General features: G+C 70.1%; 25 protein-coding genes. 13 read left to right on the top strand and 12 right to left on the bottom strand.

Annotated features, from left to right (window positions below; genetic code table 11):
• The first annotated feature begins 6 nt into the window (after positions 1-6).
• Entirely contained in the window at positions 7-846 is an 840-nt protein-coding gene (locus tag ABZW11_RS02340) for a universal stress protein (RefSeq protein ID WP_355411725.1), read from the top strand.
• Positions 847-954: 108 nt separating this feature from the next.
• Positions 955-1986, top strand: coding sequence for a cellulose binding domain-containing protein (locus ABZW11_RS02335; protein WP_355411723.1), 1032 nt, complete (start codon positions 955-957; stop codon positions 1984-1986).
• Here the strand turns inward: ABZW11_RS02335 and ABZW11_RS02330 are convergent.
• From ABZW11_RS02330 to ABZW11_RS02320, 3 genes are read right to left on the bottom strand one after another with little or no spacing between them, the layout of a single operon-like run.
• Positions 1983-2648 carry an AIM24 family protein gene (locus ABZW11_RS02330; protein ID WP_345409575.1) on the bottom strand — a complete coding sequence of 222 codons (666 nt, stop codon included), beginning with the start codon at positions 2646-2648 and terminating at the stop codon, positions 1983-1985. The genes ABZW11_RS02335 and ABZW11_RS02330 overlap by 4 nt on opposite strands.
• Positions 2649-2652: 4 nt before the next feature.
• A complete protein-coding gene (locus ABZW11_RS02325) occupies positions 2653-3897 on the bottom strand; it encodes an FAD-dependent monooxygenase (RefSeq protein ID WP_355411721.1) in 1245 nt (414 codons plus the stop codon).
• The gene (locus ABZW11_RS02320) at positions 3894-5288 is read right to left on the bottom strand and encodes an MFS transporter (protein WP_355411719.1); all 1395 of its coding nucleotides are present in this window, start codon (positions 5286-5288) and stop codon (positions 3894-3896) included. The genes ABZW11_RS02325 and ABZW11_RS02320 overlap by 4 nt, the downstream gene beginning before the upstream one ends.
• Before the next feature lie 95 nt (positions 5289-5383).
• Here ABZW11_RS02320 and ABZW11_RS02315 point away from each other — a divergent pair, with 95 nt between their 5' ends.
• On the top strand, positions 5384-6016 hold the full coding sequence (locus ABZW11_RS02315; RefSeq protein ID WP_355411717.1) for a TetR/AcrR family transcriptional regulator: 633 nt from the start codon (positions 5384-5386) through the stop codon (positions 6014-6016).
• 90 nt (positions 6017-6106) lie between these two features.
• On the opposite strand, the gene ABZW11_RS02310 is transcribed toward ABZW11_RS02315, so the two are convergent.
• The gene (locus tag ABZW11_RS02310) at positions 6107-6835 is read right to left on the bottom strand and encodes an aminoglycoside phosphotransferase family protein (RefSeq protein ID WP_355411715.1); all 729 of its coding nucleotides are present in this window, start codon (positions 6833-6835) and stop codon (positions 6107-6109) included.
• Positions 6836-6895: 60 nt separating this feature from the next.
• Between ABZW11_RS02310 and ABZW11_RS02305 the strand changes: the two genes are divergently transcribed.
• The gene (locus ABZW11_RS02305) at positions 6896-7264 is read left to right on the top strand and encodes a hypothetical protein (RefSeq protein WP_355411713.1); all 369 of its coding nucleotides are present in this window, start codon (positions 6896-6898) and stop codon (positions 7262-7264) included.
• Between the two features lie 325 nt (positions 7265-7589).
• Here the strand turns inward: ABZW11_RS02305 and ABZW11_RS02300 are convergent, their stop codons facing one another.
• The 6 genes from ABZW11_RS02300 to ABZW11_RS02275 form a co-directional block, all read right to left on the bottom strand.
• A complete protein-coding gene (locus ABZW11_RS02300; protein ID WP_355411711.1) occupies positions 7590-7874 on the bottom strand; it encodes a hypothetical protein in 285 nt (94 codons plus the stop codon).
• 137 nt (positions 7875-8011) lie between these two features.
• Complete coding sequence (locus tag ABZW11_RS02295; RefSeq protein WP_355411709.1) at positions 8012-8269, bottom strand: hypothetical protein; 258 nt, start codon at positions 8267-8269, stop codon at positions 8012-8014.
• A gap of 166 nt (positions 8270-8435) precedes the next feature.
• Complete coding sequence (gene rmuC, locus ABZW11_RS02290) at positions 8436-10046, bottom strand: DNA recombination protein RmuC (protein WP_355411707.1); 1611 nt, start codon at positions 10044-10046, stop codon at positions 8436-8438.
• Positions 10047-10349: 303 nt separating this feature from the next.
• Positions 10350-12431 (bottom strand): hypothetical protein, encoded by a 2082-nt coding sequence (locus ABZW11_RS02285; RefSeq protein WP_355411706.1) that lies wholly within the window; start codon positions 12429-12431, stop codon positions 10350-10352.
• Positions 12431-13387 carry a hypothetical protein gene (locus tag ABZW11_RS02280; RefSeq protein ID WP_355411704.1) on the bottom strand — a complete coding sequence of 319 codons (957 nt, stop codon included), beginning with the start codon at positions 13385-13387 and terminating at the stop codon, positions 12431-12433. Before ABZW11_RS02280 ends, ABZW11_RS02285 begins: the two co-directional genes overlap by 1 nt.
• Positions 13388-13401: 14 nt before the next feature.
• A complete protein-coding gene (locus ABZW11_RS02275; RefSeq protein WP_355411702.1) occupies positions 13402-14751 on the bottom strand; it encodes a hypothetical protein in 1350 nt (449 codons plus the stop codon).
• 177 nt (positions 14752-14928) lie between these two features.
• Here ABZW11_RS02275 and ABZW11_RS02270 point away from each other — a divergent pair, with 177 nt between their 5' ends.
• Positions 14929-16224, top strand: coding sequence for a DUF4407 domain-containing protein (locus tag ABZW11_RS02270; protein ID WP_355411700.1), 1296 nt, complete (start codon positions 14929-14931; stop codon positions 16222-16224).
• Complete coding sequence (locus ABZW11_RS02265; protein WP_355411698.1) at positions 16214-17689, top strand: serine/threonine-protein kinase; 1476 nt, start codon at positions 16214-16216, stop codon at positions 17687-17689. Before ABZW11_RS02270 ends, ABZW11_RS02265 begins: the two co-directional genes overlap by 11 nt.
• On the opposite strand, the gene ABZW11_RS02260 is transcribed toward ABZW11_RS02265, so the two are convergent.
• Positions 17679-18635, bottom strand: a complete 957-nt coding sequence (locus tag ABZW11_RS02260; protein WP_355411696.1) for an NADP-dependent oxidoreductase — start codon at positions 18633-18635, stop codon at positions 17679-17681. The genes ABZW11_RS02265 and ABZW11_RS02260 overlap by 11 nt on opposite strands.
• Positions 18636-18705: 70 nt before the next feature.
• Here ABZW11_RS02260 and ABZW11_RS02255 point away from each other — a divergent pair, with 70 nt between their 5' ends.
• A complete protein-coding gene (locus ABZW11_RS02255; RefSeq protein ID WP_355411694.1) occupies positions 18706-19731 on the top strand; it encodes a helix-turn-helix domain-containing protein in 1026 nt (341 codons plus the stop codon).
• Positions 19732-20011: 280 nt separating this feature from the next.
• On the opposite strand, the gene ABZW11_RS02250 is transcribed toward ABZW11_RS02255, so the two are convergent.
• The gene (locus ABZW11_RS02250; RefSeq protein ID WP_355411692.1) at positions 20012-21244 is read right to left on the bottom strand and encodes a hypothetical protein; all 1233 of its coding nucleotides are present in this window, start codon (positions 21242-21244) and stop codon (positions 20012-20014) included.
• Between the two features lie 215 nt (positions 21245-21459).
• Here ABZW11_RS02250 and ABZW11_RS02245 point away from each other — a divergent pair, with 215 nt between their 5' ends.
• The 6 genes from ABZW11_RS02245 (at position 21460) to ABZW11_RS02220 (ending at position 24794) form a co-directional block, all read left to right on the top strand.
• The gene (locus ABZW11_RS02245; protein WP_355411690.1) at positions 21460-21660 is read left to right on the top strand and encodes a hypothetical protein; all 201 of its coding nucleotides are present in this window, start codon (positions 21460-21462) and stop codon (positions 21658-21660) included.
• Positions 21661-21737: 77 nt separating this feature from the next.
• A complete protein-coding gene (locus ABZW11_RS02240; RefSeq protein WP_355411688.1) occupies positions 21738-21986 on the top strand; it encodes a hypothetical protein in 249 nt (82 codons plus the stop codon).
• A gap of 254 nt (positions 21987-22240) precedes the next feature.
• Positions 22241-22891, top strand: a complete 651-nt coding sequence (locus tag ABZW11_RS02235) for an HAD family hydrolase (RefSeq protein ID WP_355411686.1) — start codon at positions 22241-22243, stop codon at positions 22889-22891.
• Positions 22878-24056, top strand: coding sequence for a helix-turn-helix transcriptional regulator (locus ABZW11_RS02230; RefSeq protein ID WP_355411684.1), 1179 nt, complete (start codon positions 22878-22880; stop codon positions 24054-24056). Before ABZW11_RS02235 ends, ABZW11_RS02230 begins: the two co-directional genes overlap by 14 nt.
• Positions 24057-24231: 175 nt before the next feature.
• Entirely contained in the window at positions 24232-24468 is a 237-nt protein-coding gene (locus ABZW11_RS02225) for a hypothetical protein (RefSeq protein ID WP_355411682.1), read from the top strand.
• A gap of 77 nt (positions 24469-24545) precedes the next feature.
• Entirely contained in the window at positions 24546-24794 is a 249-nt protein-coding gene (locus ABZW11_RS02220; protein ID WP_355411680.1) for a hypothetical protein, read from the top strand.
• Positions 24795-24916 lie beyond the last annotated feature (122 nt).

Below are 24916 nucleotides of genomic sequence, written 5' to 3'. Positions count from 1 at the left end.
GCCGAGTTGATCATTGTAGGTGTGGACGGCTCCCGTGCCGGCCTGGAGGCGGCCGGCTGGGCCGCCACCGAGGCCGTGCTGCGCCAGGTGCCGCTGACCGTCGCGCACGTCGTGCCCAGGTGGGTGTGCGAGGAGGACCAGCCCGTCCATTACGCCGAGGTGGCGCGGTGGATGCGTGAGGGTGCGCGGACCGTGCTCACCTCCGCCAAGGACCGTGCGCTGCGCGAGCGGCCCCAGGTGCGCATGGAGACCGTCCTGCTCCCCGGCGATCCCCGCGCGGCCCTGGTCAAGGCCGCCGCCGCAGCCGAGCTGCTGGTCGTCGGCAGCAGCGGCATCGGCGGCGTGCGCGGGCTGCTGGTCGGCTCGGTCGCGTACGGGGTCGTCGCGCACGCCGAGACGAACGTCGTCCTCGTCCGCGACCGCCCCGCCACGCCCGGCGAGGTGGTGGCGGGCACCGACCTGTCCGCGTGCGCCGAGCGGGCCCTGGAGTTCGCCTTCGCCGAGGCCGAGCTGCGCGGGGCGCGGCTGCGGGTGGTCCAGGCGTGGGCCTGGCCCCAGCCGGGCGGCTTCGGCCCGGCCGACCCCGCGGGCGAGCAGGGCCACCTGCGGGCGCTGCACGAGGCGCTGTCGCCGTACCGCGCCCGGCATCCCCGCGTCGAGGCGGTCGCCGAGATCGTGCACGGGCATCCCGTGGACGTACTGAAGGAGGCGGCGGCAGGGGCCGAGCTGCTGGTGGTGGGCTCGCGCGGGCACGGGCAGCTCGCCGGCATGCTCATCGGATCCATCAGCCACGCCATGCTGCACCACGCGCCCTGCCCGCTGGCGGTGGTGCGCGCCGCCGCCTGAAAGTTACATGCGTCCCCGCAGGTCACGCCCGCGGGCCTGATCTTCAGCTTCCCCGTTCCGCTTGCCGCTCCTTACGATCTGCGCAGACTGACGACGGGAGATCGGACGATGCGCGCAATCGGCGCCGTGCTGGCGGGAATGGTGACCGTGATCGCGGCCGTGCTGTTCGCGACGACGCCGGCCGAGGCCGCGGCCGTACGCATCATGCCGCTCGGCGACTCGATCACCGGCTCCCCCGGCTGCTGGCGGGCCCTGTTGTGGAACCGGCTGCAGAGCACCGGCCACACGAACATCGACTTCGTCGGCACGCTGCCGCCGCAGGGCTGCGGGGTGGCGCACGACGGCGACAACGAGGGCCACGGCGGCTATCTCGCCACCAACATCGCGAACCAGAACATGCTGCCCGGCTGGCTCTCGGCCACCCGGCCCGACGTCGTGCTCATGCATCTGGGCACCAACGACGTGTGGAGCAACATCGCGCCTGCGACGATCCTCGGCGCGTTCACCACGCTGGTGAACCAGATGCGGGCGAGCAACCCGAACATGCGGATCCTGGTCGCTGAGATCATCCCGATGAACCCGGCCCCCTGCCCCGACTGCGGCCGGCGCACCGTGGCCCTCAACAACGCCATCCCCGCCTGGGCCGCCGCGACCTCCACCGACCAGTCGCCGATCACCGTGGTCGACCAGTGGACGGGCTTCAGCACCGCCACCGACACCTACGACGGGGTGCACCCGAACGCCGCCGGTGACCAGAAGATGTCCGACACGTGGTACCCGGCCCTGGTCGAGGCACTCGCGGGCACCCCGACCCCCACCGTCACGCCCACCGTACCGGCCGGTGACTGCGCGGCCGCGTACAAGACGACGGGGCAGTGGCAGGGCGGCTTCCAGGGCGAGGTGACCGTCACCAACACCGGCACCGCGCCGATGAGCGGCTGGACGGTGAGCTGGACGTACGCCGACGGTCAGCGCGTCACCCAGCTCTGGGGCGGCACGCTGAGCGCGAACGGCTCGTCGGTGACCGTGCGGAACGCGGCATGGAACGGCTCGCTGGCGCCGGGTGCGTCTACCACGTTCGGCTTCCTCGGCTCGTCCACCGGGGCCGGCACCGCCCCGACGCCCACCTGCACGATCTAGGACTGGGCCTTGATCACCGGGGCCCCCTCGCTGGCCTGCACCAGCACGAACCCCTGACCCCTGAACGCGAGCTGCATCGCCTCACCGCTCCCCCGGCCGATCAGCGCGCCCACCTTCATCGTCCGGTTGACCCCGACCTGCAGGGAGGTGCTCCAGCACACGGCCGACTGCCCGTCCGCGAACGTCGGCATGCGCGCCGCGTCGAGCAGCACCGGCGTGCCGTGGGTGGTCACCGCCACCCACCCCGTGCCGGTGATCGTCGTGTTGAACAGCCCGCCGGCCGCCATGCCCGCGCCCTGGACCCGCTTGATGTCCCAGGACAGCTGCGGCTGGAAGGCCAGCAGGTTGCGGCCGTTGACCGTGATGCCCTCGTTCTCCAGGTAGAACAGGTGGATGTCGTCGGCGTTGTCGGCCAGGTAGAGCAGGCCCTGGCCGCGCACGCGCATCAGCGCGGCGCCCTCGCCCGTGACGGCCTTCTTGAACAGCTTCCCGAGCCCGCCGCCCTCGTAGTCGAAGTCCATCTCCCCCTGGAAGGCGACCATCGACCCCTGCTTGGCCAGCACGTCGTCGGGGAGCTGGACGCGCAGCATCTTGCCGTTCTCCAGGGCGAACCCCGGAGGCAGCTGCTGGGAGCCGAGATTGCCGAACACCGAACTGCGCACGTCCTCATGACCTTTCGCCTGCGGGCACCGTATGGAAGGACCAACGGCCGCCGCCGTCCGCCGGTTCCCCCGCGACGTCGGGCAGGGTGAGCGCCGAGTGGGCCGGTCGCTCCATCGGGACGGGGTCGGCGGTGAGGTCGCGCAGCATCGCGTCGCGCCGGTCCATCGCCTCCTGCGTCGCGGGGAACATCACGCTGCCGCCGCCGTCCACGTGCGCCTGGTTGAGGGTGACGAACGCGCGGGTGTCCCGCTCGTAGGCGGCGAACGCCTCCTCGTGCCCCGGGTGCACGGCCAGCGAACGGGCCAGCATGTACGCTCCGACCAGCGCGAGGCTGGTGCCCTGCCCGGTCAGGAACGACGGCGCGTACGCCGCGTCGCCCACCAGCGCCACCCGCCCGACCGACCAGGCCGGCATGCGGATCTGGCTGACCGCGTCGAAGAACAGGTCGTCCGCCTCCCGCATGGCCGCCACCAGGTCGGGCACCCGCCAGCCGGCGTCCGCGAAGGTCGCGGCCACCAGGTCACGCTGCGCGGCGGGGTCGCGGAAGGCGCCGGACGGCGGGTCCGTACGCGCGAAGGTCAGGAACCCGTGCACCTCGTCGCCGTCGTCCGCCGCGTAGAGGACGGCGGCCCGGCCCGGCGTGCTCCACAGCACCCCCTCGTGAGCGAGCCCGAGGATGTTCGGCATGGTGAACCCGGCGAAGCAGTGGCCGAGGTAGCGGTGGAAGCGATCCTCGGGGCCGAACACGGACTCCCTGGTGCGCGAGTGCAGCCCGTCCGCGCCGATCACCACCTCGTACGTCCGCCGCCTGCCGCTCGCGAACGTGACGTCCACGCCCTGCCCGGTCTCGGTCATGGTCGCGATGGAGTCGCCGAACACGAACTCCACGTCGTCGCCGACGGCCGCGTGGAGTGCCTCGGCGAGGTCGCCGCGGCGTACCTCCAGGTCCTGGCCCGCCACGCTGCCGTCGATGAGCCGCGGATCGATCACCGCCACCTCGTCGCCCGCGGCGTCGAGGAACGTGAACTTGTGCATGTCCACGTGCGCCGCGCGCAGCCGCGGCAGGATCCCCATGCGGCGCACCACCTCAAGGGCGGTGCCGCGCACGTCGATCGGGTAACCGCCGCCGCGCAGCCCGGCGGCCTTCTCGACGAGGGTGACGGCGAAGCCGTAGCGGCCGAGCCAGTACGCGAGCGCCGGGCCCGCGATGCCGCCGCCGGAGATCAGTACCTCACGCTTCGATGTCATGCCTGGACTTCCTTTCGCTTGAACGTGTGGACAAGGAGGGACGTGGCGGTCACGACGCCCGCGAGGACGAACCCGAGCACGAAGCCCGACTCCCCCGGCACGCCGGACACCGGGTCGGTGCCGGCGGTGAGCAGCCCGGCACTCGCCTGGATGCCGACCGCCGCCCCGACGACCCTGGCCACCAGGACGAGGCCGGTGGCGATCCCGGTGTCCGCCTGGGCGACGGCGCCGGTCGTACCGGTGAGCAGGGCCGTGACGCAGACGCCCGCGGCCAGGGCGATCACCGCCTTGCCGACGACGAGCTGCCAGAGCTCGGCGTGCGCGGCGGCGAGGAGGAGCAGCGTGGCCGCCGTGACGGCGATCCCGGCCACCGCCACGGGACGCGAGCCGTACCGCCGCACCGCGAACCCGGCGATCGGGCCGCTCGCGGCCGAGGTGATGAGGCTGGGCAGCAGGAGCAGGCCGGTCGCGGTGGCGCTCACGCCGAAGCCGTAACCGTCGCCCGACACCCCGAAGAGCTGCGGCACCAGGTACGTCGCGGACGCCGATCCCACGCACACGACCAGCGTCGTCACGCAGGACGTCCACATGCCGGGCGCGGTCAGCATCGCGAGGTCCACCATCGGCGCCGCCGCCCTGCGCTCGACCAGCACGAACGCCGTCCCGAACGCGATCGTGACCATGACCACCGCGACGACGACGACCGGCCGCGCGCCGATCTTGGGCAGGATCGCCAGGCCGGCCATCAAGGAGAGCATCGTGCCGCTCAGCAGGGCGAGGCCGGGCCAGTCGACGCCCGCGCCGGGCCGTCCCGCCGGGTCGCGCGGCATCATCCTGGCCACGGCCACCGTGGCCGCGATGATCACCAGCGTCGGCAGCCCGAACATCGCATGCCGGGACAACCCCTCCGCCAGCGGCCCGGCGATGAGCGTCCCGACCATGCCACCGCCGATGAACAGCCCCGTGACCAGCCCGATCGCCACCTGCGCGTCCCCCGGCGGCAGGTATTTGCGGACCAGGATGAACGACAGCGGCAGCATGCCCATCATCGCGCCCTGTAGCACCTGCCCCACCAGCAACACCGGCAGGTTCGGCGCCAGCGCGGAGACCAGCCCGCCCGCGGCGACCACCGCCATCAGCCGCATCAGCACCAGCTTCGCGCCGTAACGGTCGCCCAGCTTGCCGGCGACGGGGGTGATGAGCGCGCCGGCGATCAGCGTGGTGATGGGCAGCAGGGCCGCGACGGCGGGGCTGACGTCCAGCTCGCGCTGGAGGAGCGGGAGTGCCGGCGCCATCACCGACTCCAGCACGCTGGTCGCGACGGCCAGCGTGCCGAGCGCGGCGACGGCGGGTCTGCCGATGCGGTTCGGCGGTGCCAAGGTCTGCGTCATGAACGTCCTTCCCCCGTGGATGATGCTCGCTACACTACAACGTGCAGTGTAGACGATGCTACAACGACCAGTGTAGTTCGGCTACGATCGGCACCATGCAGACCACGAAGACCCTGCGTGAGGGCTCCCCGCACAAGCGGGCCGCCATCCTCGCGGCGGCCAGGGAGCTGTTCCTCACCGACGGCTTCGACCGTTCCAGCATCGGGGCCATCGCCGCCAAGGCCGGCGTGTCCACGCGCACGGTCTACGACTACTTCGGCGACAAGCAGACCCTGCTGCGGGCCGTCGTCGAGGCCATCGGCCAGTCACTCGTGACCGCCGTCCAGCACACCCTCGACGCCACCCTCACCGGCCTCGCCCGGCCGGACGAGCTGGAGGACGCATTGGTGGCGTTCGCGATGCGGATAGCGACCGACATGCTCGACTCCGCCGAGTACACCACCCTGCAACGCCTCGTCGTGACCGAGTCCGGCCACCTGCCCGACCGCGCCGACCAGCCCATCTCCTACGCCCCCGACGACGCGCTGGGCGAACGCCTCGCGGCTCTGGGCCGCGCCGGCCTCCTGTCCGTCCCCGACGCCCGGCTCGCCGCCGACCACTTCATCGCGCTGACGTTCGGGGTCGCGCTGAGCCGGCTGGGCTCGGCGAACGCGGCGGAGGACACCCGCGTCCGCCCCCTGATCGAGGAAGGCGTCCGCACCTTCCTGCGCGCCTACCGCCCCGCCTGAGGGCTCACCTGCGGGACTGTGCCCGCCACAGAGGCACGGGCCTGCCCTCACCTGCGGGAGTGTGCTCACCGCAGAGGCATGGGTTTGCCCTCATTCGCGGGAATGCAGCACCGCGAGCTCTGGGGCAGGGTCGAAGCCGTGCTCGATCAACCAGTGCACCGCCCGCAGGCTGCGCACCGACCACCACCCGCGGATCGCGTCGACATCGACGTCTGCGCCGTAACCCGCGATGACGTCGGCGAGCCGGTCCTCGTGGTTGAGCGTCAAGACGGCGAGGTCGAACATCGCGTCACCCGAACCCGCCTCCGACCAGTCGATCACGCCCGTGACCTCGTCGTCCTCGACGAACACGTGGGAGATCTGCAGATCACCGTGGACGAACACCGGCGCCGACGGCCGCAACGCGGCCTCGGCGACGCGGCGGTTGCGCGCGACCACGTCGGCACCGACCACCCCGTTCGCGACCAGCCACTCGCACTCGGCGTCGAGCTCCCGCACGACGTCGTCGAGACTCCGCCCACCCCACGACGGCAGCGGCGCCTCATGCACCTTCCGTACGGCGGCCCCCGCCGCGACCCAAGCCATCGACGACGCCTCCGACGGCTCACTGAGCCGGCCAAGCGCTCTCCCGGGCAGCGCGGCGAGCGCGAGCACCGGCGGCCGCCGCCACAGAATCTCCGGAGTGGGAACGGGCGCCCAGGCCATCGCCTCGACCTCGACATCGGCCCGCTCCTGATCGGCATCGACCTTCAGGAACACGTCCCCGACACGCAAGGTCGCCCGCTCCCGATGAGCGACGACGACCTCGATCCCGTCCACGCGGGCCATTCTCCCCACGAGATCGACGACACGTCGCCAGGTTTTCCGTAGGCTGAGCCGGTGTCCTGGACCCTCGAAACCCCGGACGGCACCTCGCTTCAGGTCAACGCGTGGAACTGGCGCCCGACCCTGGAACTGCTGGAGAACTCCGGCGTACTCGACGAGGAGACGGCCGACCTGTTGGGCTACAACATCGCCGTGGACCTGACGGCCGACCAGGCCCACCGGATCGCCACATTCCTGGACACGTACCTGGCGAGCCTCCCCGACGAAGCCCGGGTCATGCTGGACGGCTCCACCACCACAGAACCCGACACGAACGAGTTCCACCGCGACGACCTCAGCCTGAACTACTCCGCCTCGACCGACTGGCTGAGGCGCTTCCGCGACTTCTGCCACACCGCAAGAACCGGCTTCACCGCCTCCTGACCGAAGATGAACGCGCTTCAGGGCCGGTCATAGATGGAGTGATCGCCGATCCGGCGCCAGAGGACGAACGTTTCCCCGTCGTCAGTGGTCCCGAACTCGAAGGTCGCTCTGCCGTCCGGCGAAGCGAAGTTCCACGTCAAGGAGTAGACGTGGGTGTCAGTGAGCTTATGAATGCGCAAGCGTGCAGGCCAGGGGCCACGGCCTGTGTGCGCCCCCTGCTCGATCGCCGGCAGGAAGTGCTTGTGGACGGCCTCCCTGAACATCCTGTAGTGCTCAGGAGGAAGCCGAGCCGCGTCTCGTAGAAAGGCGGCCGTACGATCGAATCTCACGGGACGTCTTCTCCGCGGACCGCGTCTATCTCGGCGAAGAGATCGTCCATGGTGTCGAAGGAACGAGTGCGGCCCTCCCGGATGTCCGCATCGGCCTCAGCCTCAGCCGCCTGCCATCCGGGAGTCCAGTACCAAGCCTCGTCCGCAGGGACGATGGCGGCGACACGGCGACCTTGATCGGTCAGGTACGCGATGGTGTGTCGCTGTGCCGCAGCGGTGATGACGTCGGGTAGATGGCCATCGGCCTCGTCCAGCGGCACCTCGAACGCGTCATCGCTCATGTCGCGAGTGTAGGTCGTGGCTTGTACGGGGGTCACATGCCAGAGAGTAACGCATCATCCACTCTTGGTCACCATACGCCCATCCCACCTCGGCGCCTTGCTCGAATTGCGCCGAAACGCCTGGGGATCCTGGCTGATCAGCCGATGAAGTGCTCGATGCCGATCCCCGCGGCCGCGAGGGCGGCGGAGGCGGAGGTGAGGGCGAGCACGACGAGGGCGCACCCGTTGGAGGATGATTTCGCGTTCATTTTGGCAGCCGTTTCGCGGTAGAGCTTTACCGCGGGATCGTTTTCGTCGTCGTAATCTCCGTCGTGATAGGCGACCATCTTCGCGGCGCACAAGGCGCAGAGACTGCCCTCCGACACGTCACGACCACAACCGTTGCACTTCGCCATGCCCTGAGCCTCCGCGTGGTCCGCTCGCCGGTTGGTACCGATCCACGCGAACCTTACAGGGCGAACCGACGCATTTGTCGTGCATTGTCAATGTGCATATAAGAAACCCGCAGACCCCGACGCCGGCTCACGGAAGCCGGCCTCGGGGACGTGCATGACGGGACGCTCAACCTGCGAGCCCGTCCTCCGCGCCCGGCGCCGGCGGGATGGCCCGGACACCCGCCACCGCACTGGCCGATTCCCCGAGTTCGGGGGTGCCGAGCGGACGCGTACTCTGCTCGACCGCCTTGAGCTCGACCAGCCGGCCTTCCACGACCTTGAGCGTGTGGAATTTCCGCGCGGTCACCATGACCCGCCTTTCCATGGATCCGACCGTGTCGTTGTACGCCTTGACCGAGCGGTCGAGGGATTTGCCCAAGCCATTGAGATGATCACCCATGGTTGAGAGCCGCTCATACAGTTCGCGGCCGAGCTCGTAGACCTGCTTGAGATTGTCCTGGAGCGCCGCCTGCGTCCATGCGAACGCCACGGTGCGGAGCAGGGCGATGAGCGAGGTCGGCGTCGCGATCAGGACGTTCTTGGCGCTCGCGTACTCGAGCAGCGTCGGCTCCTTCTCCAGCGCCGGCTGGAGAAAGGCGTCACTGGGCACGAACAGCACGACGAACTCCGGCGAAAGGACCTTCCGGAAATACTCCTTGCCCCCGAGCGCATCCACGTGCTGACGCAACTGCCGGGCATGATCGGCCCAGTGCTTGTCGGCCTCGGTGTCGTCCACGGCCTCGATCGCCGACATGAACGCGGCCATCGGCACCTTCGAGTCCACGACGACGTGCTTGCCCCCTGACAGATGGATCAGCATGTCAGGGCGGAGTGCGCCCTCGCTGTCGGCGAAGTGGACCTGGGTGTCGAAGTCGCACCGCTCGACCAGGCCCGCCTGTTCCACGGCCCTCTTGAGATGCATCTCGCCCCAGGACCCGCGCACCTGCGGCTTCTTGAGCGCCTCGACGAGCGCCCGGGTTTCCTTCCTGGTCCGCTGTCCTTCCTCGGTCAGGGTGAGCAGTTGCCGGTTGAGCGAGGCTTCGGCGGCGACCCGGCTCGTGGAGAACTCCTTGAGTTGCCGGTCCATCTCGGCCAGCTGTTCATGGACCGGCCTGCTGGCCGCGCTGAGGGTCGCCTCGGCCTTGGTGACCAGCTCGGCCTGAGACTGCTTCAACATCTCCTTGGTCGCCGCGCGCAGCGTCTCCTCCAGGAGCCGGTTGTTGTCCAGGCGGGTCTGGTCGAGCTCCGCGCGGACCGCCTGCACCGTCGCGGCCTGCTCCAGCAGCGCCTGCTTCTGCATGGCCAACTCGGCGAGCTGCGTCTTCAGGTCGTGGATCTCCGAGCGCAGAACCGACTCCTTCGCCCGCAGCTCGGTGATCGCGAGTTCGCCGCCGCGGAGACGGGTGCCCGCTTCCGCTCCTCGCGCCTGCTCCGCCTGGAGTTCCGCTCGCAGACGCTCCGCATCGGCCGCCTTGCGCTGAAGGCTGATCCGAGTCGCGTCCAGCTCGGCGGTGAGCCGGCCGAGTCGCTCGTCCAGCGTCCTGCGCTCGGTCAGCGCGGTGGTGTACGCCTGGTTGACGTCGGCCAGCTGTCTCTGGAGCTTGTCCCGTTCGGCGCGCAGCGCGGCCGACTGCTCGGCCGCCTGGGTTCGCTGCTCCTCGGCGAGCCTCAACGCGACGCGCTCGTCCGCCACGCGGCTACGGGCGATCAGATAGGTGATCGTGGCGCTGACCAGCATGAGAACGATCGCCAGTACGACATGGAACAGGGTCATCTCAGCCCACCCGCGTGCGGGGGCTGCGGGTGGGGACCCGCGCCGAGTTGTGGTTGGTCATATCAAGTCCTCTCGCGGTCGGACTCTTGAGCCCCATGGGGTTGACGAGAGAACTGTGGTGCGAGCGCCTTGCTGCCCGCTGAATTCAAGCCGATAGCCCCTCTTATCAGCATTTTTCGTGGACAGCATTGCGAGCGGCTTGCCGCGGCCTGACCGCATGCACCGCATGAGCAGGAGGGACAGGACGGACAGGACGGCCGGAGGTTCTTAAGCCTGGCCTCTGGGGGAGCGCCGGATGAAGGGCAGGGTGTGCCGGGGGCCGGTCATGCGTTCCAGGCCCTGGGCGATGTCGGTGAGCGACGGATCGACGCGTGGGCCCAGCTGGTCGAGCGCGCGGTTGGCGAGCCAGTAGATCAGCGCGGGAGCCGTTCCAGGGCCGCTCTGCGTCATGATCGCGAGGAGTTTCTCCAAGGGGATGGGGCGGCCGAGGCCGTCGAGCACCGTTTCGAGGTCGTGCTCGCTGAGCGGGGTGGGAAAGCGCCGGCGGATCGCCTCCTGGAATGTGCGGATCTTGCCGGTGCTGGAGGACATCGTCTCCAGTGGCCGGCCGGCGAAGAGCCTGCGCGGGCCGCGCAGCGCGCGGGTGAGCGCGGGGGCGGTCATCCTGGTGAGTCCGTCCTCGATCTCCCGCCTGACCGGGCCGTCCAGCCGCAGCTGTCTCATGGCGTGCGCGGCCAGCCCGGACAGCAGCGCCGCGCCCGTCCCCCGGCCGCTCTCCGCCATGATCGCGAGCAGGAACGTCTGGGGAGGCGGCTCGTCCAGGGCCTCGAGGATCTCCTTGACGTCCCCGGGCAGGAGCAGGCGGCCCCGGCTGAGCCGCAGGATGCGGCGGTGATGCTCCAGGCCCGCGTCGTCGAGGCAGGCGGAGATCGGCCTGACCAGGTAGCGGTGGCGGTGGAGCTGCTCGGCGACGTCCTTCCCGCCGCCGCGGCCGTCCAGCTCGCGCAGGACGCCGTCCAGCACGTGGCGCTCGTGGGAGCGCTCGATCAGGTTCAGCAGCTCCTCGACGGGCAGGCCCGACAGGACCCGCCGAACCATCCCGCCGTCGCCTGTGAGGAAGGCGATCCGCAGTTTGACCAGGGGCTCGCAGCGGGCGGACACCGCCTTGAGCGCCTTGGCGAGCGGGCCGGGAAGGGCTCCGAGCGGGCTGAAGTCGCCGCGGAGGTCGTCGATGTCCTGAGGGCGGAGGACGGGGCCGTACAGGAGGCTCAGGAGGATGCGGAAGAAGGTCTCCGCGGTGGGAGAGCCGGCCAGCCGGTCGGGCAGCGGGGTCAGGTTCCGCTGGACGATGACGCGATAGGCCCGGCGGTCGGCGTCGGTGACGCGGTCGAGAGCCTGCGACAGCCGGCCGTTGAGCTCGTGCAGCCGCGCCTCGTCGGCGCGGGCGAGGCCGGCCAGCGACTCGGGGAGCAGCTGCCGCACGGAGGAGGCCAGCCTGATCGCGGCGTGCTCGCGTACGCGCATGAGGGCCTCGGCGCGGTCGGCCGCGCTGTCGAGGTCGAGCGGGCGATCGAGGCCGGCCATGCGGCTGATCAGACCGGTGAGACCGTCGGCGTCGTACTGCGCGAGCTCCTGCTCGTAGTGGCGGGCCTCGGCCGGGAGATCGTGCGGGACGTCCCGCTCCCACGGCAGCTCCCAGGTGCCGTGGGCGGGCGCGACCTCGGCGAAGGAGAGCCGGATGCGATGCCTGGAGGCGCTGTTGGTCCAGGTGGAGACGGCGAGCCGGCTGCGCATGCCGTACGGGAGGAGCGCCGCGACGCAGTCGAGGAAGTCGAGCCGCTGCTCCAGCGGGAGCTCGGCACGGACCACGCAGACGGGCCGGCCGGTGAGCAGGAGCGCCGCCGCCCGGCGCGCGGTGGCGTTGGCCGCGGCGGCCAGCCTGGGCGGGTCGTAGTCGTGCAGGCTGAGCCGGAACGGGCTCTCGCCGGAGAAGTCCTTGCGCTGCAGCGCCTCGTACAGCGCGCGGTAGGAGAGCGGGATCTTCGCGACCTGTTCCCAGCGCAGGCAGATGTGCCAGGTCATCGTGTACGGCCGGTGGAAGCCGTCCTGGGACTCCGGCTTCGTCTGCAGCGACAGGCCGAGCCAGGACTCGCCGCCCCGGTCGAAGGGGCTGGCCGCCACCCGCGGCAGCGCCTTGGGCTCCACGGTGCCCGAGGCGAACGACTTGAGCCAGTCGGAGAACTCGGCCCTGCTCAGCGCTCCCGTACTGGAGCCGATCACGTCGTAGTCGTCCAGGCTCTGCGGCGTCTTGCCGAGGACCGCCCAGTGAGCGGTCGGCCGTACCGCCATCACCCGCTCCTCATCGAGCGCGAGCTCAGCATGTCGCCGAGCCAGATCACCGGCTCCATGACGTTGATGGGACGGACGGCGCCGCGGATCATGAGGCCCTTGTGCGGATCGTCGATGACGTTGAGGAAGTCGTCCGGGTCGAACCGGCGGCGGCGCTCGTCGATGTACATCCCCACCGACGAGGTCACGAAGAACCGCACGCGGTCCTTGTGGAAGTAGGTCTCGATCAGATCGACGATCATCTCCGCGTTGTGGCTGCGTCCGTGCCGGCAGAGCCGGTGGAAGAACTCCCTGGCCCGGTCCTCGTCCACGCGCGGGATGCGCAGCTCGTCGTTGACGTCGGGCTCGGCGAGCTTCCACCGGTCGGCCAGCATCAGCACCCGCGGGTCGTCATATTTCGTGATGCAGACGGCTATGTAGTGGGGCAGCTTGCCGTCGGCGAACTCGTCGCCCACCAGCATCTGCCCGGCGACCTCGTTCAGGGCCTGGTCGAGGTGTTTGAAGGCGTCGCCGACCCGGCTCTCCCTGTCGGGGTCGAACATGTAGATCAGCCCGCGGCTCCTGACCAGGCTGGCCACCAGGGCCTCCTTGTCGACGCTCGCCTGCTCTTCGGCGTACAGGCCGCCGCGCGGATCCAGGAAGTCGAGCCTGATCCGCGGTGCCCGGCCCGGCAGGGTCCGCCACGGCCGCCACCACTGCCGCCGGCTCTCGGCCTGGCCGATCAGCAGCCAGTTGTAGTACGTCAGGGACTCGGTCGAGTCGGGGAACATGCGATCGTCCAGCAGCCTGTTGCGGAGTTTGATCAGCTCGGCGCCGGACGCCTGGTTCTCGCCGACCAGCCTCCAGCTCGTCCCTGCCCTGTTCAGCGCGATGCTCAGCGCCGCGAGGAAGGCGGTCTTGCCGCTACCCGAGGCGCCCCACATCGCGATGTCGGGCGCCGGTTCTGACTCGGTCACGCGGGGTCCTCATTTCAGCTGACGAAGGGAAGGGTGAGCGAGCCCCCGGCGGACGTCAGGTCGAGGCGGGCGGCGAGCTCCTCGACGTCCACCGCGTCCACCTGGTACAGCGCCGCCGAGCCGAGCCGCTCCCAGGCCGGCGAGGCGGCGTCGCAGATCGCCGCGAACCTGGTGCCGTGACGCCGCTCCAGCTCCTGCAGCAGCGCCTGCCAGTCGTGCCGGTGCGGGCAGGGCGGCACGCGGTCCCTGCCGACCCTGCGGGGGTGCGGCGGGCGCGCGCCGATCGTGAGCAGCGCGGTACGGGCGCGGTCCTGCGGCAGCAGGCCGCGCAGCTCGGCCAGGACGTCCTCCACCTGGGCGGCGTTCGGGTACGTCGGCGGAGTGGGACGCAGCGAGTCGAGCGCCAGCCTGGCCTGGGCCGCCGTGCCGGCCCAGAGGGCCACGCGAGGCGGGACGTGGGTGGGGTGGCGCTCGCCGAAGACGTGGGTGCCGTAGCTGATGACCGAGAACTGGGCGGGGCTGTCGGCCAGCAGATCGATGAGGTACGCGGGCCAGTGGCAGCGGGCCTCCAGCTCGTCCTGGGCGCCGGTGGTCTCGATCGCGCAGATCAGGTGGGCGGGGCGGGAGGAAGGGGGACGCAGCCGCGCGGGCAGGCCGGCGACCACCTCCGCCCAGGAGCCGGTGTACGGGCGCAGGTCCGCGACGCCGGGGAAACCGACCCGGCCGGGTGCCTCCAGCACCGCCCTGAGGGTGTGCCGGCCAGGGGGCAGCGGCGCGTGGTCGACCGAGACCAGGCCCGAGGGGTCGAGCGGGCCCGCCCATGCCGAGACCGCCAGGAGCATGCCGCCGGGGTCGGTGCAGGTCACGGCGACGTGGACGTCCTGCCCCGGCAGCGTGCCCGCGGCGAAGAGCGGCTGCCCGGCCAGCTCCAGCCGCCCGTCCACGGCTCGTTCCCTGGCCACGACCAGGTCGTACGACTGCCGCAGCGGAACCCGGGCGACCAGGTCGCGCAGCAGGTCGGCCGCCTTGACCCCGGGCGGCCGCATGACGTGGGCGGCGGGGCACCACGCGGTGATCGCCCTCAGGCTCGCCTCCTGCTCGGGGCCGTCGGCTGCGGGCAGCACGACGACCGCGTCCCTGCCGTCCGGGGAGATCAGCTCGCGGGCGACCTCGCCCACCGCGTCCGCCACCTCGTCCCCGGTGGCGGTGAGGGTGGACCACTTGGCGGCGGCCCTGCGGATGACGTACGGGGTGCCGATCTCGTCCGCGCGGACCTCGAAGAACCTGATGCCGGCGAGGTCGATCTCCACGACGGTGAGCTGCTCCGCGAACGACGCGATGAGGTCGTGAATGGACGCGCTCATAGTGCGGAAATGTGAAGTTTGAGGAGATTTGTCAATATTGCGCCCGTTCCTGGTTATTCGAGTGTGGCGGTGGCCGGTCAAAGTGTCAGACGCGGTTGGTTACCTCGTCGTTGCCGATTGTTGATGCTAATAAGTACTCTGCCGAGAGGGTAGCGGCGGGACGCGAGGGAGCGGCGTGTGATCGGTAGATGGTTGATCAATCTGTCCGGCGCCCGCCTGGACGTGCTGGAGAGATACGACGGCGAACGCGCCAGGTTCATCGGCCTCGGCGGGGCCATCCTCACCACTGCCTGCTTAGCCGCGCTGGCCATGACGTTCGCGCTCTCCTCGGCGCTCAAGGTCTTCCTGCCGCTCGCCATCGCCATCGGCCTGGCCTGGGGCGTGATCATCCTGGGCCTGGACCGCTGGCTCGCCACCTCACTGCCGGTCAGGGGCCGGCGGCGGTTCTGGCTCGCGCTGCCCCGCGTCCTCCTGGCGCTCCTCCTCGGCGCGGTCATCTCCACGCCGCTCGTGCTGCAGATCTTCAAGCCGGAGATCGACGCCACCATCCTCGACATCAAGCAGGAGCGCCTCGACGCCTTCACCCGCGCCCAGCAGACCGGCGAGACGGGCAGGCGCGTCGCCACCCTGGAGACGACGGTGACGGAGCTCGAAGCCGTCATCGCCTCCCGAGGGGAGACGGCCCTCGACCCCGCCTCCGACCAGCGGATCCAGGAGCTGGAGAAATCCCGCAAAGAGGCCGTGAAACAGCGGGACACCTTCTACGACGAATGGCAGTGCCAGCTTTACGTGGGGCCGCCGAAATGCGCGAAGAAGGGCGCGGGACCGCTGGCGCGGGCGGCCGAACGGGCCTACCGTCGCGCCGCCACCCGGGTCGACGACGTCGAGCGGCAGATCGAGCAGCGCCGCGAGCAGCTCGGCAACACCCAGGCCACCGGGCGGGCCAGGCGGCTGGAGGCGGCGGAGGAGGAGCTGCCGAAGGTGCGAGCCGAGCTGGAGCGCCTGAACGCCCAGCAGGCCGAGCTCCGCGGCAAGTTCGTCGTGGAGAACCTCGACTCCGACGGCCTGCTGCTCCGGCTGGAGGCGCTCGGCCGGGTCTCCCAGGACAACGCCTCGCTCACCATGGCGCGCCTGCTGCTCTTCCTGTTCATCCTGGTCATCGAGTGCCTGCCGGTGCTGGTCAAGCTGATGCAGCGGCCCGGGTCATACGACAAGATCGAAGAGAGGCTGGACGCGAAGCGGCTGCGCGACGCGCTGGACGACATCCGCGACGAGCCCGCCGAGACACGGCGTTACTCCTCCACCTCCTCCACCTCCTCCTACGAGCCGCCCGAACGCGACGACTCCGGCTCGTACCCCACGGAGAGCCACGGGACACGCAGCTTCGAGGACGACGCGCTGCGCGGCCTGCGCGACACCCGATCCGGCGGCGGGCGCTACGAGCACGCCGGGCGGCTGAACGATGATTGGTGACCGTGTCGCCGGCCGGTTCGTCATCGAGGCGCCCCTGGGCAGGGGCGGCATGGGACGGGTCTGGCGGGCCAGGGACAGCGCGCTGGACCGTACGGTGGCGCTCAAACAGATCCGCCCCGACCTGGGGCCCGCGCCCGAACTGGCGGCGCGCGCCAGGCGGGAGGCGCAGGCACTGGCCAGGATCATCCATCCCGGCATCGTCAGGGTGCACGACATCCTGGACGCCCAGGACGGGCCGTGGATCGTGATGGACCACGTACGCGGCGACACACTCGGCGCGCTGATCGACCGGGCGCCGCTGCCGGAGCTGGAAACGGCCAGGATCGGGGCCCGGGTGCTCGACGCGCTGACGGCGGCGCACGCGGTCGGGGTGTACCACCGCGACGTGAAACCGGACAACATCCTCATCACCGCCTCCGGCGAGGTGGTGCTCGTGGACTTCGGGATCGCCGCCATCGAGGGCCGCTCCTCGCTCACCAGGCTCGGGCAGCTCGTCGGAACGCTCGACTTCATGGCGCCCGAGCGGCTCCACGGCGACCCGGCCGGAGAGGCGGCCGATCTGTGGTCGCTCGGCGCCACGCTCTACACGGCGCTGCAGGGCCGGCCGCCGTTCCGCAGGAGCAACGCCGAGGCGGTCAAGTTCGCGATACTCACCGCCGAGCCCGATCCCATGCGCGAGCCCGGCAGGCTCGGCCCGACGATCAGCCGCCTGCTGGACAAGAAGCCGGGCACCCGCATGAAGGCCGCCGAACTGGCCCACGACCTCAACCACCTCCTCCAGCCACCTCGCCCACGGAAACCGCCCCGCCCTCAGGAACCGTCCCGTCTGCAGGAACCGCCCCACTCTCAGGAACCGTCCCGTCTGCAGAAACCGCCTCACCCTCAGCAACCCCCTCGCCCGCGGAAACCGCCCGAAGGCGGAGCGATCGGGCGCGATCGCGAGGGTCTCGTCGTGCGGAGGGCCCGGCCGCCGATGGCGCACCAGGGGGAGCAGCTGCTCGCGCTCCCCGCCGCCGAGGCCGCGGCGATGCTCGGCGAACGGTGGCAGGACCTCACGGCCGACGCCGTGGAGGAGATGTGCCGGCAGCCGGCCAAGGGCGCCAAGATCCTGCAGATGCTGCTCCCCCGCCGCGCGTGCCGGCTGCTGGATCAGGTACGCGACCCCGCCCTGGTCGCGGGCGTGGTCCTGGCGATGGACGCCCGCCACCGCGGGCGCGTGCTCGGCGGCATGCACGACAGGAACTCCGCCGCCGCCCTCGGCGCGATGGCCGCCGCCGATCCCCGCCAGACAGGTCTCGTGGTCGCCGCCATGCCGGAGGATCCCGCCGTACGCGCCCTGAACCGGCTCCTGCCCGCCACCATCGCGGACGTCCTCGCGCACTGCCCCCGCTCCACCCGCGACCACCTGCTCTCCCGCCTCCCCGACAGCACCCGCGCCGCCGTCCGGAGCAGACTCACGAACTGACGGTGATCACCAGCTTGCCCGTGGTGCGGCCGGTCTCCCCCAGAGCGTGGGCCCGCGCACCCTCGGCGAGGGGGAAGGTGGCAGAGATGTGGGCGCGGAGCCTGCCCCGGTCGACCAGGTCGGCGATGGCGCGCATCCCGGCCTGGTCGTGCTCGACGATCAGCGTGACGGCGCGGACCTGCGCCTTCTCGGCCGCCGCCTGGGTGTCCTCGGCGCCCGGCACCAGGGAGACGAGGACGCCGCCGGGGCGGAGCACGCCCACGGAACGGGTGGCGTTCTTCCCGCCGAGGGCGTCGAGGACGACGTCGTAGCGCTCGCCGGTTTTCGTGAAGTCCTCGGAGCGGTGGTCGATGCAGGCGTCCGCGCCGAGCTCGCGCAGGAAGGCATGCTTGGGGGCGCTCGCCGTACCGGTGACGTGGGCTCCGCGTTCCTTGGCGATCTGTACGGCGAGATGACCGACACCGCCGGCCGCGGCGTGGATCAGCACCCGCTGCCCCTTTTCCAGCTTCGCGGTCTCGACCAGGGCCTGCCAGGCGGTGAGCGCGGCCAGCGGCAGAGCGGCCGCCTGGACGTGGTCGATCCCGCCGGGCTTGGGGACGAAGGCGCGGGTGGGACCGGTCACGTACTCGGCGTGGGAGCCGGCCCCGTACGGGTAGGGCAGCATGCCGAACACCTCGTCACCCGGCTGGAAGAGCGTGACGCCGGGGCCGGTCCCCGCCACGGTGCCGGAGACGTCCCAACCCAGGGTCAGCGGCGGGGGCGGCAGGAAGATGCTCGTAGCGCGGTGCTTGACGTCGGTGGGGTTGAGCCCGGCCGCGTGCACGGCGACGAGGATCTCCCCGAGGCCCGGCTCGGGGCGCGGCAGCTCGGTCAATCGCAGCACGTCAGGGCCGCCGAGGGTCGTCTGGTGCAGGGCGAGCATCGTGGGGGCGTCCGTCAAAGTCATGCCCCGATCCTGGCCCTATGGTCTTTGTCAGGGCGATGGCAAGAACGTCATCTTCCGATACATTCCTGCCATGCCCCTCGACCTTGCCGCCCAGCACATTCCCCTGGGCCTTGCCGATCGCGCGGCCGAACTCGACCCGCCCCCACGGCCCGGCGCGCACAAAGTCGTCGTCCTCGCCCTCGACGGCGTCTACCCGTTCGAACTGGGCATCCCGCACCGGGTCCTGGGCTCCGCCGACGGCCGCTACGAGGTGGTGTCGGCGAGCGTGGACGGACGCCCCGTACGTACCGACGCGGACCTGACCATCACCCCCGGCCACGGCCCCGAAGTGCTGGCCGGGGCGGACACCGTGATCATCCCTCCGTACGGCATCACGCCGTCCTCCGCCGCCACCCCCGACCCGCTGGCCCTGAGGGCCCTGTCCCGCGTCCGCCCCGGCACCCGCCTGGTCTCCATCTGCACCGGCGCCTTCCTGCTGGCCGCCGCCGGCCTCCTGGACGGACGCCGCGCCACGACCCACTGGGCGCTCACCGACATCTTCCAGGCACTGTTCCCTCGGGTGGAGCTGGACGCCGGCGTGCTCTTCGTCGACCACGGCGACATCCTGACCTCGGCGGGGGCGGCGAGCGGCGTGGACATCTGCCTCCATCTGGTACGCAAGGACCATGGCAGCGAGGTCGCCAACCAGGTCGCCCGCCGCTGCGTCGTACCCCCGTACCGGGACGGCGGCCAGGCCCAGTACATCGAGCGCCCGCTCCCACCGGGGGGTGAAACCGGCACAGGCCCGACCCGCGACTGGGCCCTGCACCACCTGAACCTGCCCCTGTCCTTGAAGGAGCTGGCCACCCACGCCGCCATGAGCCCCCGCACCTTCGCCCGCCGCTTCCAGCAGGAGACCGGCATGAGCCCCGGCCGCTGGCTCACCAAGCAACGCCTGAGACGAGCCCGCCACCTGCTGGAATCCACCGACCTGCCCGTGGAACGAGTCGCCCACGAGGTCGGCTTCGCCACCGCCACCTCGCTACGCCGCCACCTGGCCGCAGAAACAGGCGTCGCCCCCTCGACCTACCGCCGCACCTTCCGGGCCTTGTCGTGAAGCGAGGACACTACAGATTGCAGTCACCGCGGATGAGTGATCAGACCGACTTAAGCGCGTCCTGAGTCCGCCGCCGCACGACTTCATGAAAGACGTCTCAACCGTCGTCTACAGCGACGTAGGGAACCCACAGCCCGCGCGCCGGCGTCAATGTGCATGGCGGCATCGACTTCCAAGAACGGGCTCACGCGTGGGGGGCGATTCGAAGACGTACCCGAGTGGACTGGTAGTCGGCCTCGAGCCGGTTCCGAGCTTCGCCGACCTCTCACCGCCGGGGACGTCAGAGCGGCTGGTGAACGCGGCGGCATAGCTCGCGGTATGCCTCGCTCAGTTCCACGGACTCTGGGACACGGCAGGGTTCCACGGCTTTGACCACCTCGGCCACGCGCCAATGATGCGACGGCACGAGATGCTGGTCGGTGAGGGCGGTGAACGTGATGTGCGCGGCCTCGTCGGGATGGTCGGCGGTCAAGAGTGCGAGCGCTAGGTCGAGCCGCGCGGCAAGAATTCTGCGGGGCCGCCTCGGGCGGTCCGACTCCTGCCGGAGGAGCACATCACGTGCGTACGGTTCCGCCGCCGAATCGCCGAGCCAGGACAACGTCGTCGCGATGTAGGCGTCGGACTTGGCGGGGTCGTAGCGGTAGTGGTGCTCGGGCCGGTCAGGGTCCGGTAGAGGTGCGACGAGCCGAGCTACCCGGTTCAGTGCGTCATGGGTCTCCCGGGCAGCGCCAAGGCGCGCCCAGACCCGGCCCTCCTGCGCTGTCGCCTGAATGTACGCCGAACTCCCCCTGGGCGCCAGCCGCTGAGCTGCCTGAGAGAGCGTCAAGGCACGTCGGTAGTCGCCATTGATGAGGACCTGCCATGCCTCCGTTTCCAGGCACCATGCCCCTATCTCGCGATGCTCTGTCTCCTTGGCGAAGTGGGCAGCTGTGCGCAGCCGCGCCGATGCGGCCGGGAACTGCCGCAGGTCGATGAGGCAGGTCCCAGCGAGGAGTGAGAGCCAGCCGCCAGCCACGAGAAGCCGCCGATGCTCAGTGAGCGTCTTCTTGGCGTCGAGGAGGCGGGAAACATGATCGAGGTGCCGACGAACGCGGACCAGCAGCTCATGGGGCGGCGTTTCGTGGTAAGCGACGGCGAGGTCATCAACCGTCGCCTCCAGTTGATCGACGGTGCCCTTCCCAACCTCAGTCGCGGCGGCCCGACGAGTCAACTCCAGGGCGTTCCACTCGTCGTCACCGTCGCATCCGAGGATGCTCTGGCGGTGCTCGAACAGTTCAATCTCGGTGAGGTCGAAGGCGCGGGCGTACAAGAGGCGATAGGGGTCGTCGGGCTGGTTGTGCCCGGCCTCGTACGCCTTGATCCGGCGGACGATGCTCTCCCGAGCGGGGAGCCGGGCTCGTACGTCGTCGTCGGCGGCCTCGACCAGGCGTCGGGCCATGTCCTTCTGGCTCCAGAGTCGATTGCGGCGCTCGGCGCGCAGCCGTACGGCCCATGCAGGAACTTCAGCCACCATCGTGGGCACCTCGCTGTCAGACCTGGGGGACGTTCTGACCACCCTTAGTGTCCCCCGATCACACCTGTGATCAAAGTATTACTCGCTGTTGTAATCGGAGGTGACGCGATCGGAAACCGGGGTCCGCAGGCGCTTGCACCGCCGTACGGACCCCTTGATCAGGATGGTGGTCCTGACCTGTGACACACGATAGGGCTGTAGCCGCCGTTAGTCCGGTGTTCGCCGGGTGGCGGATCATGCGCAGCGACGCCGGGCGGTTCTGGGCGACCCGCGAGCGTCCGTTCCCCCGGGCCGTCGAGGACGCGGGCGCGCACCGCACGGTCGACGCCGACGACCTGGCAGGGTTGTGCCAGGCCATCGCGGAGCAGGAGAGCATCGCCGAGCGGAAGCGCCGGATCGTCCGGGCAACGCGGTGACCGCGTCCGCCGTCGATCTCGCTCCGCCTGATGTCCTCACGGACGAGGACTGCCCGGGGATCTCACCGCATCCGGCCGTGCCGCGCCCCGGGTGCACGGCGCTGCGGTGGATCGTGCAGGGCCTCGGCCCCGGCCGGGTCGTCGCATACACCTGCTCCTGCCAGATGACCGCCTACGAACTGGTCTCCTGCGCCGGCGTCTACCAGATCCACCGCCGCACCCTTCCCCGCCAGGGCGTGCCACCCCTGTCCTGGACGGCTGAGTGGTGGCGCCGCGGGGAAGCACACGAGTGGTGGCGCCGCCTGCTCGCCGGCCAAGCCCGATGAACCGCCATCCGAACAGGTCTCAACGGCCTGGCGCGTCTCTGATCGGGCGACATCGTCGATGTCCTCCCTGAGGCGACCAAAGCCAGAGCCCTCATCACCAACAGCGCCCAAGAGCTCAATCGCTACGTCGACTCTGCCGTCAAGCAGGCCGAACTCGCAGCCGCTCTGGTCACTTTCGCACACTGTCATCGTGACGTAGCAGGTCGCGGGTGAACGCCAGCCGAATCGTTTACGCTGCCGGTGTGGTCAGGGCTGTGGTGTTCGACATCGGCGAGACGCTGGTCCGTGACGATCGATATTGGGGGGCATGGGCAGACTGGCTCGGGGCGCCCCGCCACACGATGTCCGCGCTCGTCGGCGCGGTGACCGCACTGGGGATGGACAACGCCGAAGCCCTCCGCCTCATCCGCCCCGGCATCGATCTCCAGGCGGCGTACAGGGACCGCGAAAACGCCGGCCGGGGTGAATATCTGGACGACACCGACCTGTACCCGGACGTGCGGGATGGACTTCAGGCCCTACAGGACATGGGCCTACGTGTCTGCGTCGCCGGGAACCAGACGGCCAAGGTCGGCGATCTGTTGCGCGGACTACGCCTCCCCGTTGACGCCATCGCCACCTCTGCGGAATGGGGTGTGGCCAAGCCGGATGCCGCCTTCTTCGATCGCGTCGTCAAGCTCGCTGGGGCGGCCCCCGAGGAAACGCTCTACGTCGGCGATCACCCGGTGAACGATGTCGTTCCAGCCAAGGCGGCGGGCCTCGTCACCTGCCTCATTCGACGAGGGCCGTGGGGGCTTCTCTGGGGCGACGATCCGGCCGTGCCCGCCGACCTGCGAATCAACGGTCTCACAGACCTGCCGGCTCTCCTGGATACGACCGGACGGAGCCCTGATGCCCTCGGCTAGGAGAAGTAGCTCAAGCGCGGGAGAGCGCATCGCGGCGATCCGCAGCGCGCGCCGCATGACCCAGGGCGATCTCGCACGGGCAGCGAACATCTCGCTCAGCATGATCCGAAAGCTGGAACAGGGAAGCCGGAACCCGGGCGACAACGTTCTCGATGCCATCGCCGCGGCCCTTGGTGTCGATCCCTCCCAACTTCTGCACGGCACCAGCCGTACTGACAGTCGCGTCCACAGCACGATCCCCCTCCTGCGCCAGGTGATCACGACTTGTGATTTCCCCGACGAGGGTCCAGTGCGTCCCCTGCCTGAGCTACAGGTGGCCGTACGCGAAGCGGTCCGGTGTCGCTTGGAATCCCAGTACGTCCGGCTCTCTTACACGCTTCCTGATTTGATCGCGGAACTCATCCGAGGACTTCGAACGGCGTCTGGCCTCGCACCGCTACTGGTCACCTCGTACCGCGCGGCCGACGCGGTCGCCTACAAGTACGGCTATCTGGACCTGTCGGCCCGGCTGATCGATCTGATGCGCCAGACCTCTGTGCTCGTGGAGGACCCGCTGCTGGCGGCGTCGGTGGCATACGTTCGGACTGAAGTCTTCTTCGCGACGCACACCTATGAGGCGGGGCTACGAGCCCTCGAAGTCGAGATCGACCGCCTTCGCACGCGCAAGGACACGAGCCTCCAGTACATGGGCGTGCTGGGATCGCTGCACATGCGCGCTGCCGTCGTCGGGGCGCGGGCCGGCCAGGTGGAAGACGCCTTGAGCCATCGCGACGAGGCCTGGCGGCTCGGCGGCATGGTTCCCGAGAGCGTCTATTACGGGACGGCCTTCGGACCGGACTCGGTGCGCATTCACGAGGTCTCGCTCGCCGTCAGCCTCGGCGACAGCCACCTCCGACCTGCTCTGGACCTCGGGGACACCTGGGTACCACCGTCCAGCATGCCCGCCGAACGCCGGAGTGGCTTCTACATCGAGTTGGCGCGTGCCCGACTGTGGGCCGGCATGAGAGACGCCGCCTTCGACGCGTTGAGGAGCGCGCGCCGAATCGCACCGCAGCACACGCGTGAGCACCCTTGGGTACGCGAGGACGGCGAGACGCTCCTGCGCCTCCACCGTGCAAGCAGTGACGAACTATGTGGTTTCGCCGAATGGCTCGGCTTGTCCTGACCGCCTCTGCGTGACACACACTGTGTCACTTGTCGCTCACTCTGCGCATCAGCATGGGGATTGTCCAAGCCGGTGATGCAGGTAGGAGCCTCGGACCACTGCCTGCATGAAGCGGACCCGCCAGCGATGCCCTACATCGCCGACGGATCCCTGATCAGGATGGTGGTCCTGACCCATGACACACGATAGGGCTGTAGCCGCCGTTAGTCCGGTGTTCGCCGGGTGGCGGATCATGCGCAGCGACGCCGGGCGGTTCTGGGCGACCCGCGAGCGTCCGTTCCCCCGGGCCGTCGAGGACGCGGGCGCGCACCGCACGGTCGACGCCGACGACCTGGCAGGGTTGTGCCAGGCCATCGCGGAGCAGGAGAGCATCGCCGAGCGGAAGCGCCGGATCGTCCGGGCAACGCGGTGACCGCGTCCGCCGTCGATCTCGCTCCGCCTGATGTCCTCACGGACGAGGACTGCCCGGGGATCTCACCGCATCCGGCCGTGCCGCGCCCCGGGTGCACGGCGCTGCGGTGGATCGTGCAGGGCCTCGGCCCCGGCCGGGTCGTCGCATACACCTGCTCCTGCCAGATGACCGCCTACGAACTGGTCTCCTGCGCCGGCGTCTACCAGATCCACCGCCGCACCCTTCCCCGCCAGGGCGTGCCACCCCTGTCCTGGACGGCTGAGTGGTGGCGCCGCGGGGAAGCACACGAGTGGTGGCACCGCCTGCTCGCCGGCCAAGCCCGATGAACCGCCATTGTTTGGAAAGTAGGATGCGGATCATTGAAGAGCAGTCACGACTGCTCGCAATATGCAGGGTCAAAGGCATTAACGGGGACCTCATCGCGCGAGAAGCTCAACGTCCCAACGGC

The organism is Nonomuraea sp. NPDC004580, from assembly GCF_040609855.1.
Classification (GTDB): Bacteria; Actinomycetota; Actinomycetes; order Streptosporangiales; family Streptosporangiaceae; genus Nonomuraea; species Nonomuraea salmonea.
The sequence above is the reverse complement of the archived record's forward strand: the minus strand, read 5'-3'. Positions and strand labels throughout refer to the sequence as shown.

What these genes read in the sequence shown, in the direction of transcription:
- rmuC (WP_355411707.1), bottom strand. Translation starts at nt 10,046, where the DNA reads ATGCTGGTCAGCGCCACGATCACCTATCTGATCGCCCGTAGCCGCGTG.
- ABZW11_RS02285 (WP_355411706.1), bottom strand. Translation starts at nt 12,431, where the DNA reads ATGGCGGTACGGCCGACCGCTCACTGGGCGGTCCTCGGCAAGACGCCG.
- ABZW11_RS02295 (WP_355411709.1), bottom strand. Translation starts at nt 8,269, where the DNA reads ATGGCGAAGTGCAACGGTTGTGGTCGTGACGTGTCGGAGGGCAGTCTC.
- ABZW11_RS02320 (WP_355411719.1), bottom strand. Translation starts at nt 5,288, where the DNA reads ATGACGCAGACCTTGGCACCGCCGAACCGCATCGGCAGACCCGCCGTC.
- ABZW11_RS02265 (WP_355411698.1), top strand. Translation starts at nt 16,214, where the DNA reads ATGATTGGTGACCGTGTCGCCGGCCGGTTCGTCATCGAGGCGCCCCTG.
- ABZW11_RS02300 (WP_355411711.1), bottom strand. Translation starts at nt 7,874, where the DNA reads ATGAGCGATGACGCGTTCGAGGTGCCGCTGGACGAGGCCGATGGCCAT.
- ABZW11_RS02230 (WP_355411684.1), top strand. Translation starts at nt 22,878, where the DNA reads ATGCCCTCGGCTAGGAGAAGTAGCTCAAGCGCGGGAGAGCGCATCGCG.
- ABZW11_RS02335 (WP_355411723.1), top strand. Translation starts at nt 955, where the DNA reads ATGCGCGCAATCGGCGCCGTGCTGGCGGGAATGGTGACCGTGATCGCG.
- ABZW11_RS02250 (WP_355411692.1), bottom strand. Translation starts at nt 21,244, where the DNA reads ATGGTGGCTGAAGTTCCTGCATGGGCCGTACGGCTGCGCGCCGAGCGC.
- ABZW11_RS02225 (WP_355411682.1), top strand. Translation starts at nt 24,232, where the DNA reads ATGACACACGATAGGGCTGTAGCCGCCGTTAGTCCGGTGTTCGCCGGG.
- ABZW11_RS02255 (WP_355411694.1), top strand. Translation starts at nt 18,706, where the DNA reads ATGCCCCTCGACCTTGCCGCCCAGCACATTCCCCTGGGCCTTGCCGAT.
- ABZW11_RS02275 (WP_355411702.1), bottom strand. Translation starts at nt 14,751, where the DNA reads ATGAGCGCGTCCATTCACGACCTCATCGCGTCGTTCGCGGAGCAGCTC.
- ABZW11_RS02260 (WP_355411696.1), bottom strand. Translation starts at nt 18,635, where the DNA reads ATGACTTTGACGGACGCCCCCACGATGCTCGCCCTGCACCAGACGACC.
- ABZW11_RS02315 (WP_355411717.1), top strand. Translation starts at nt 5,384, where the DNA reads ATGCAGACCACGAAGACCCTGCGTGAGGGCTCCCCGCACAAGCGGGCC.
- ABZW11_RS02325 (WP_355411721.1), bottom strand. Translation starts at nt 3,897, where the DNA reads ATGACATCGAAGCGTGAGGTACTGATCTCCGGCGGCGGCATCGCGGGC.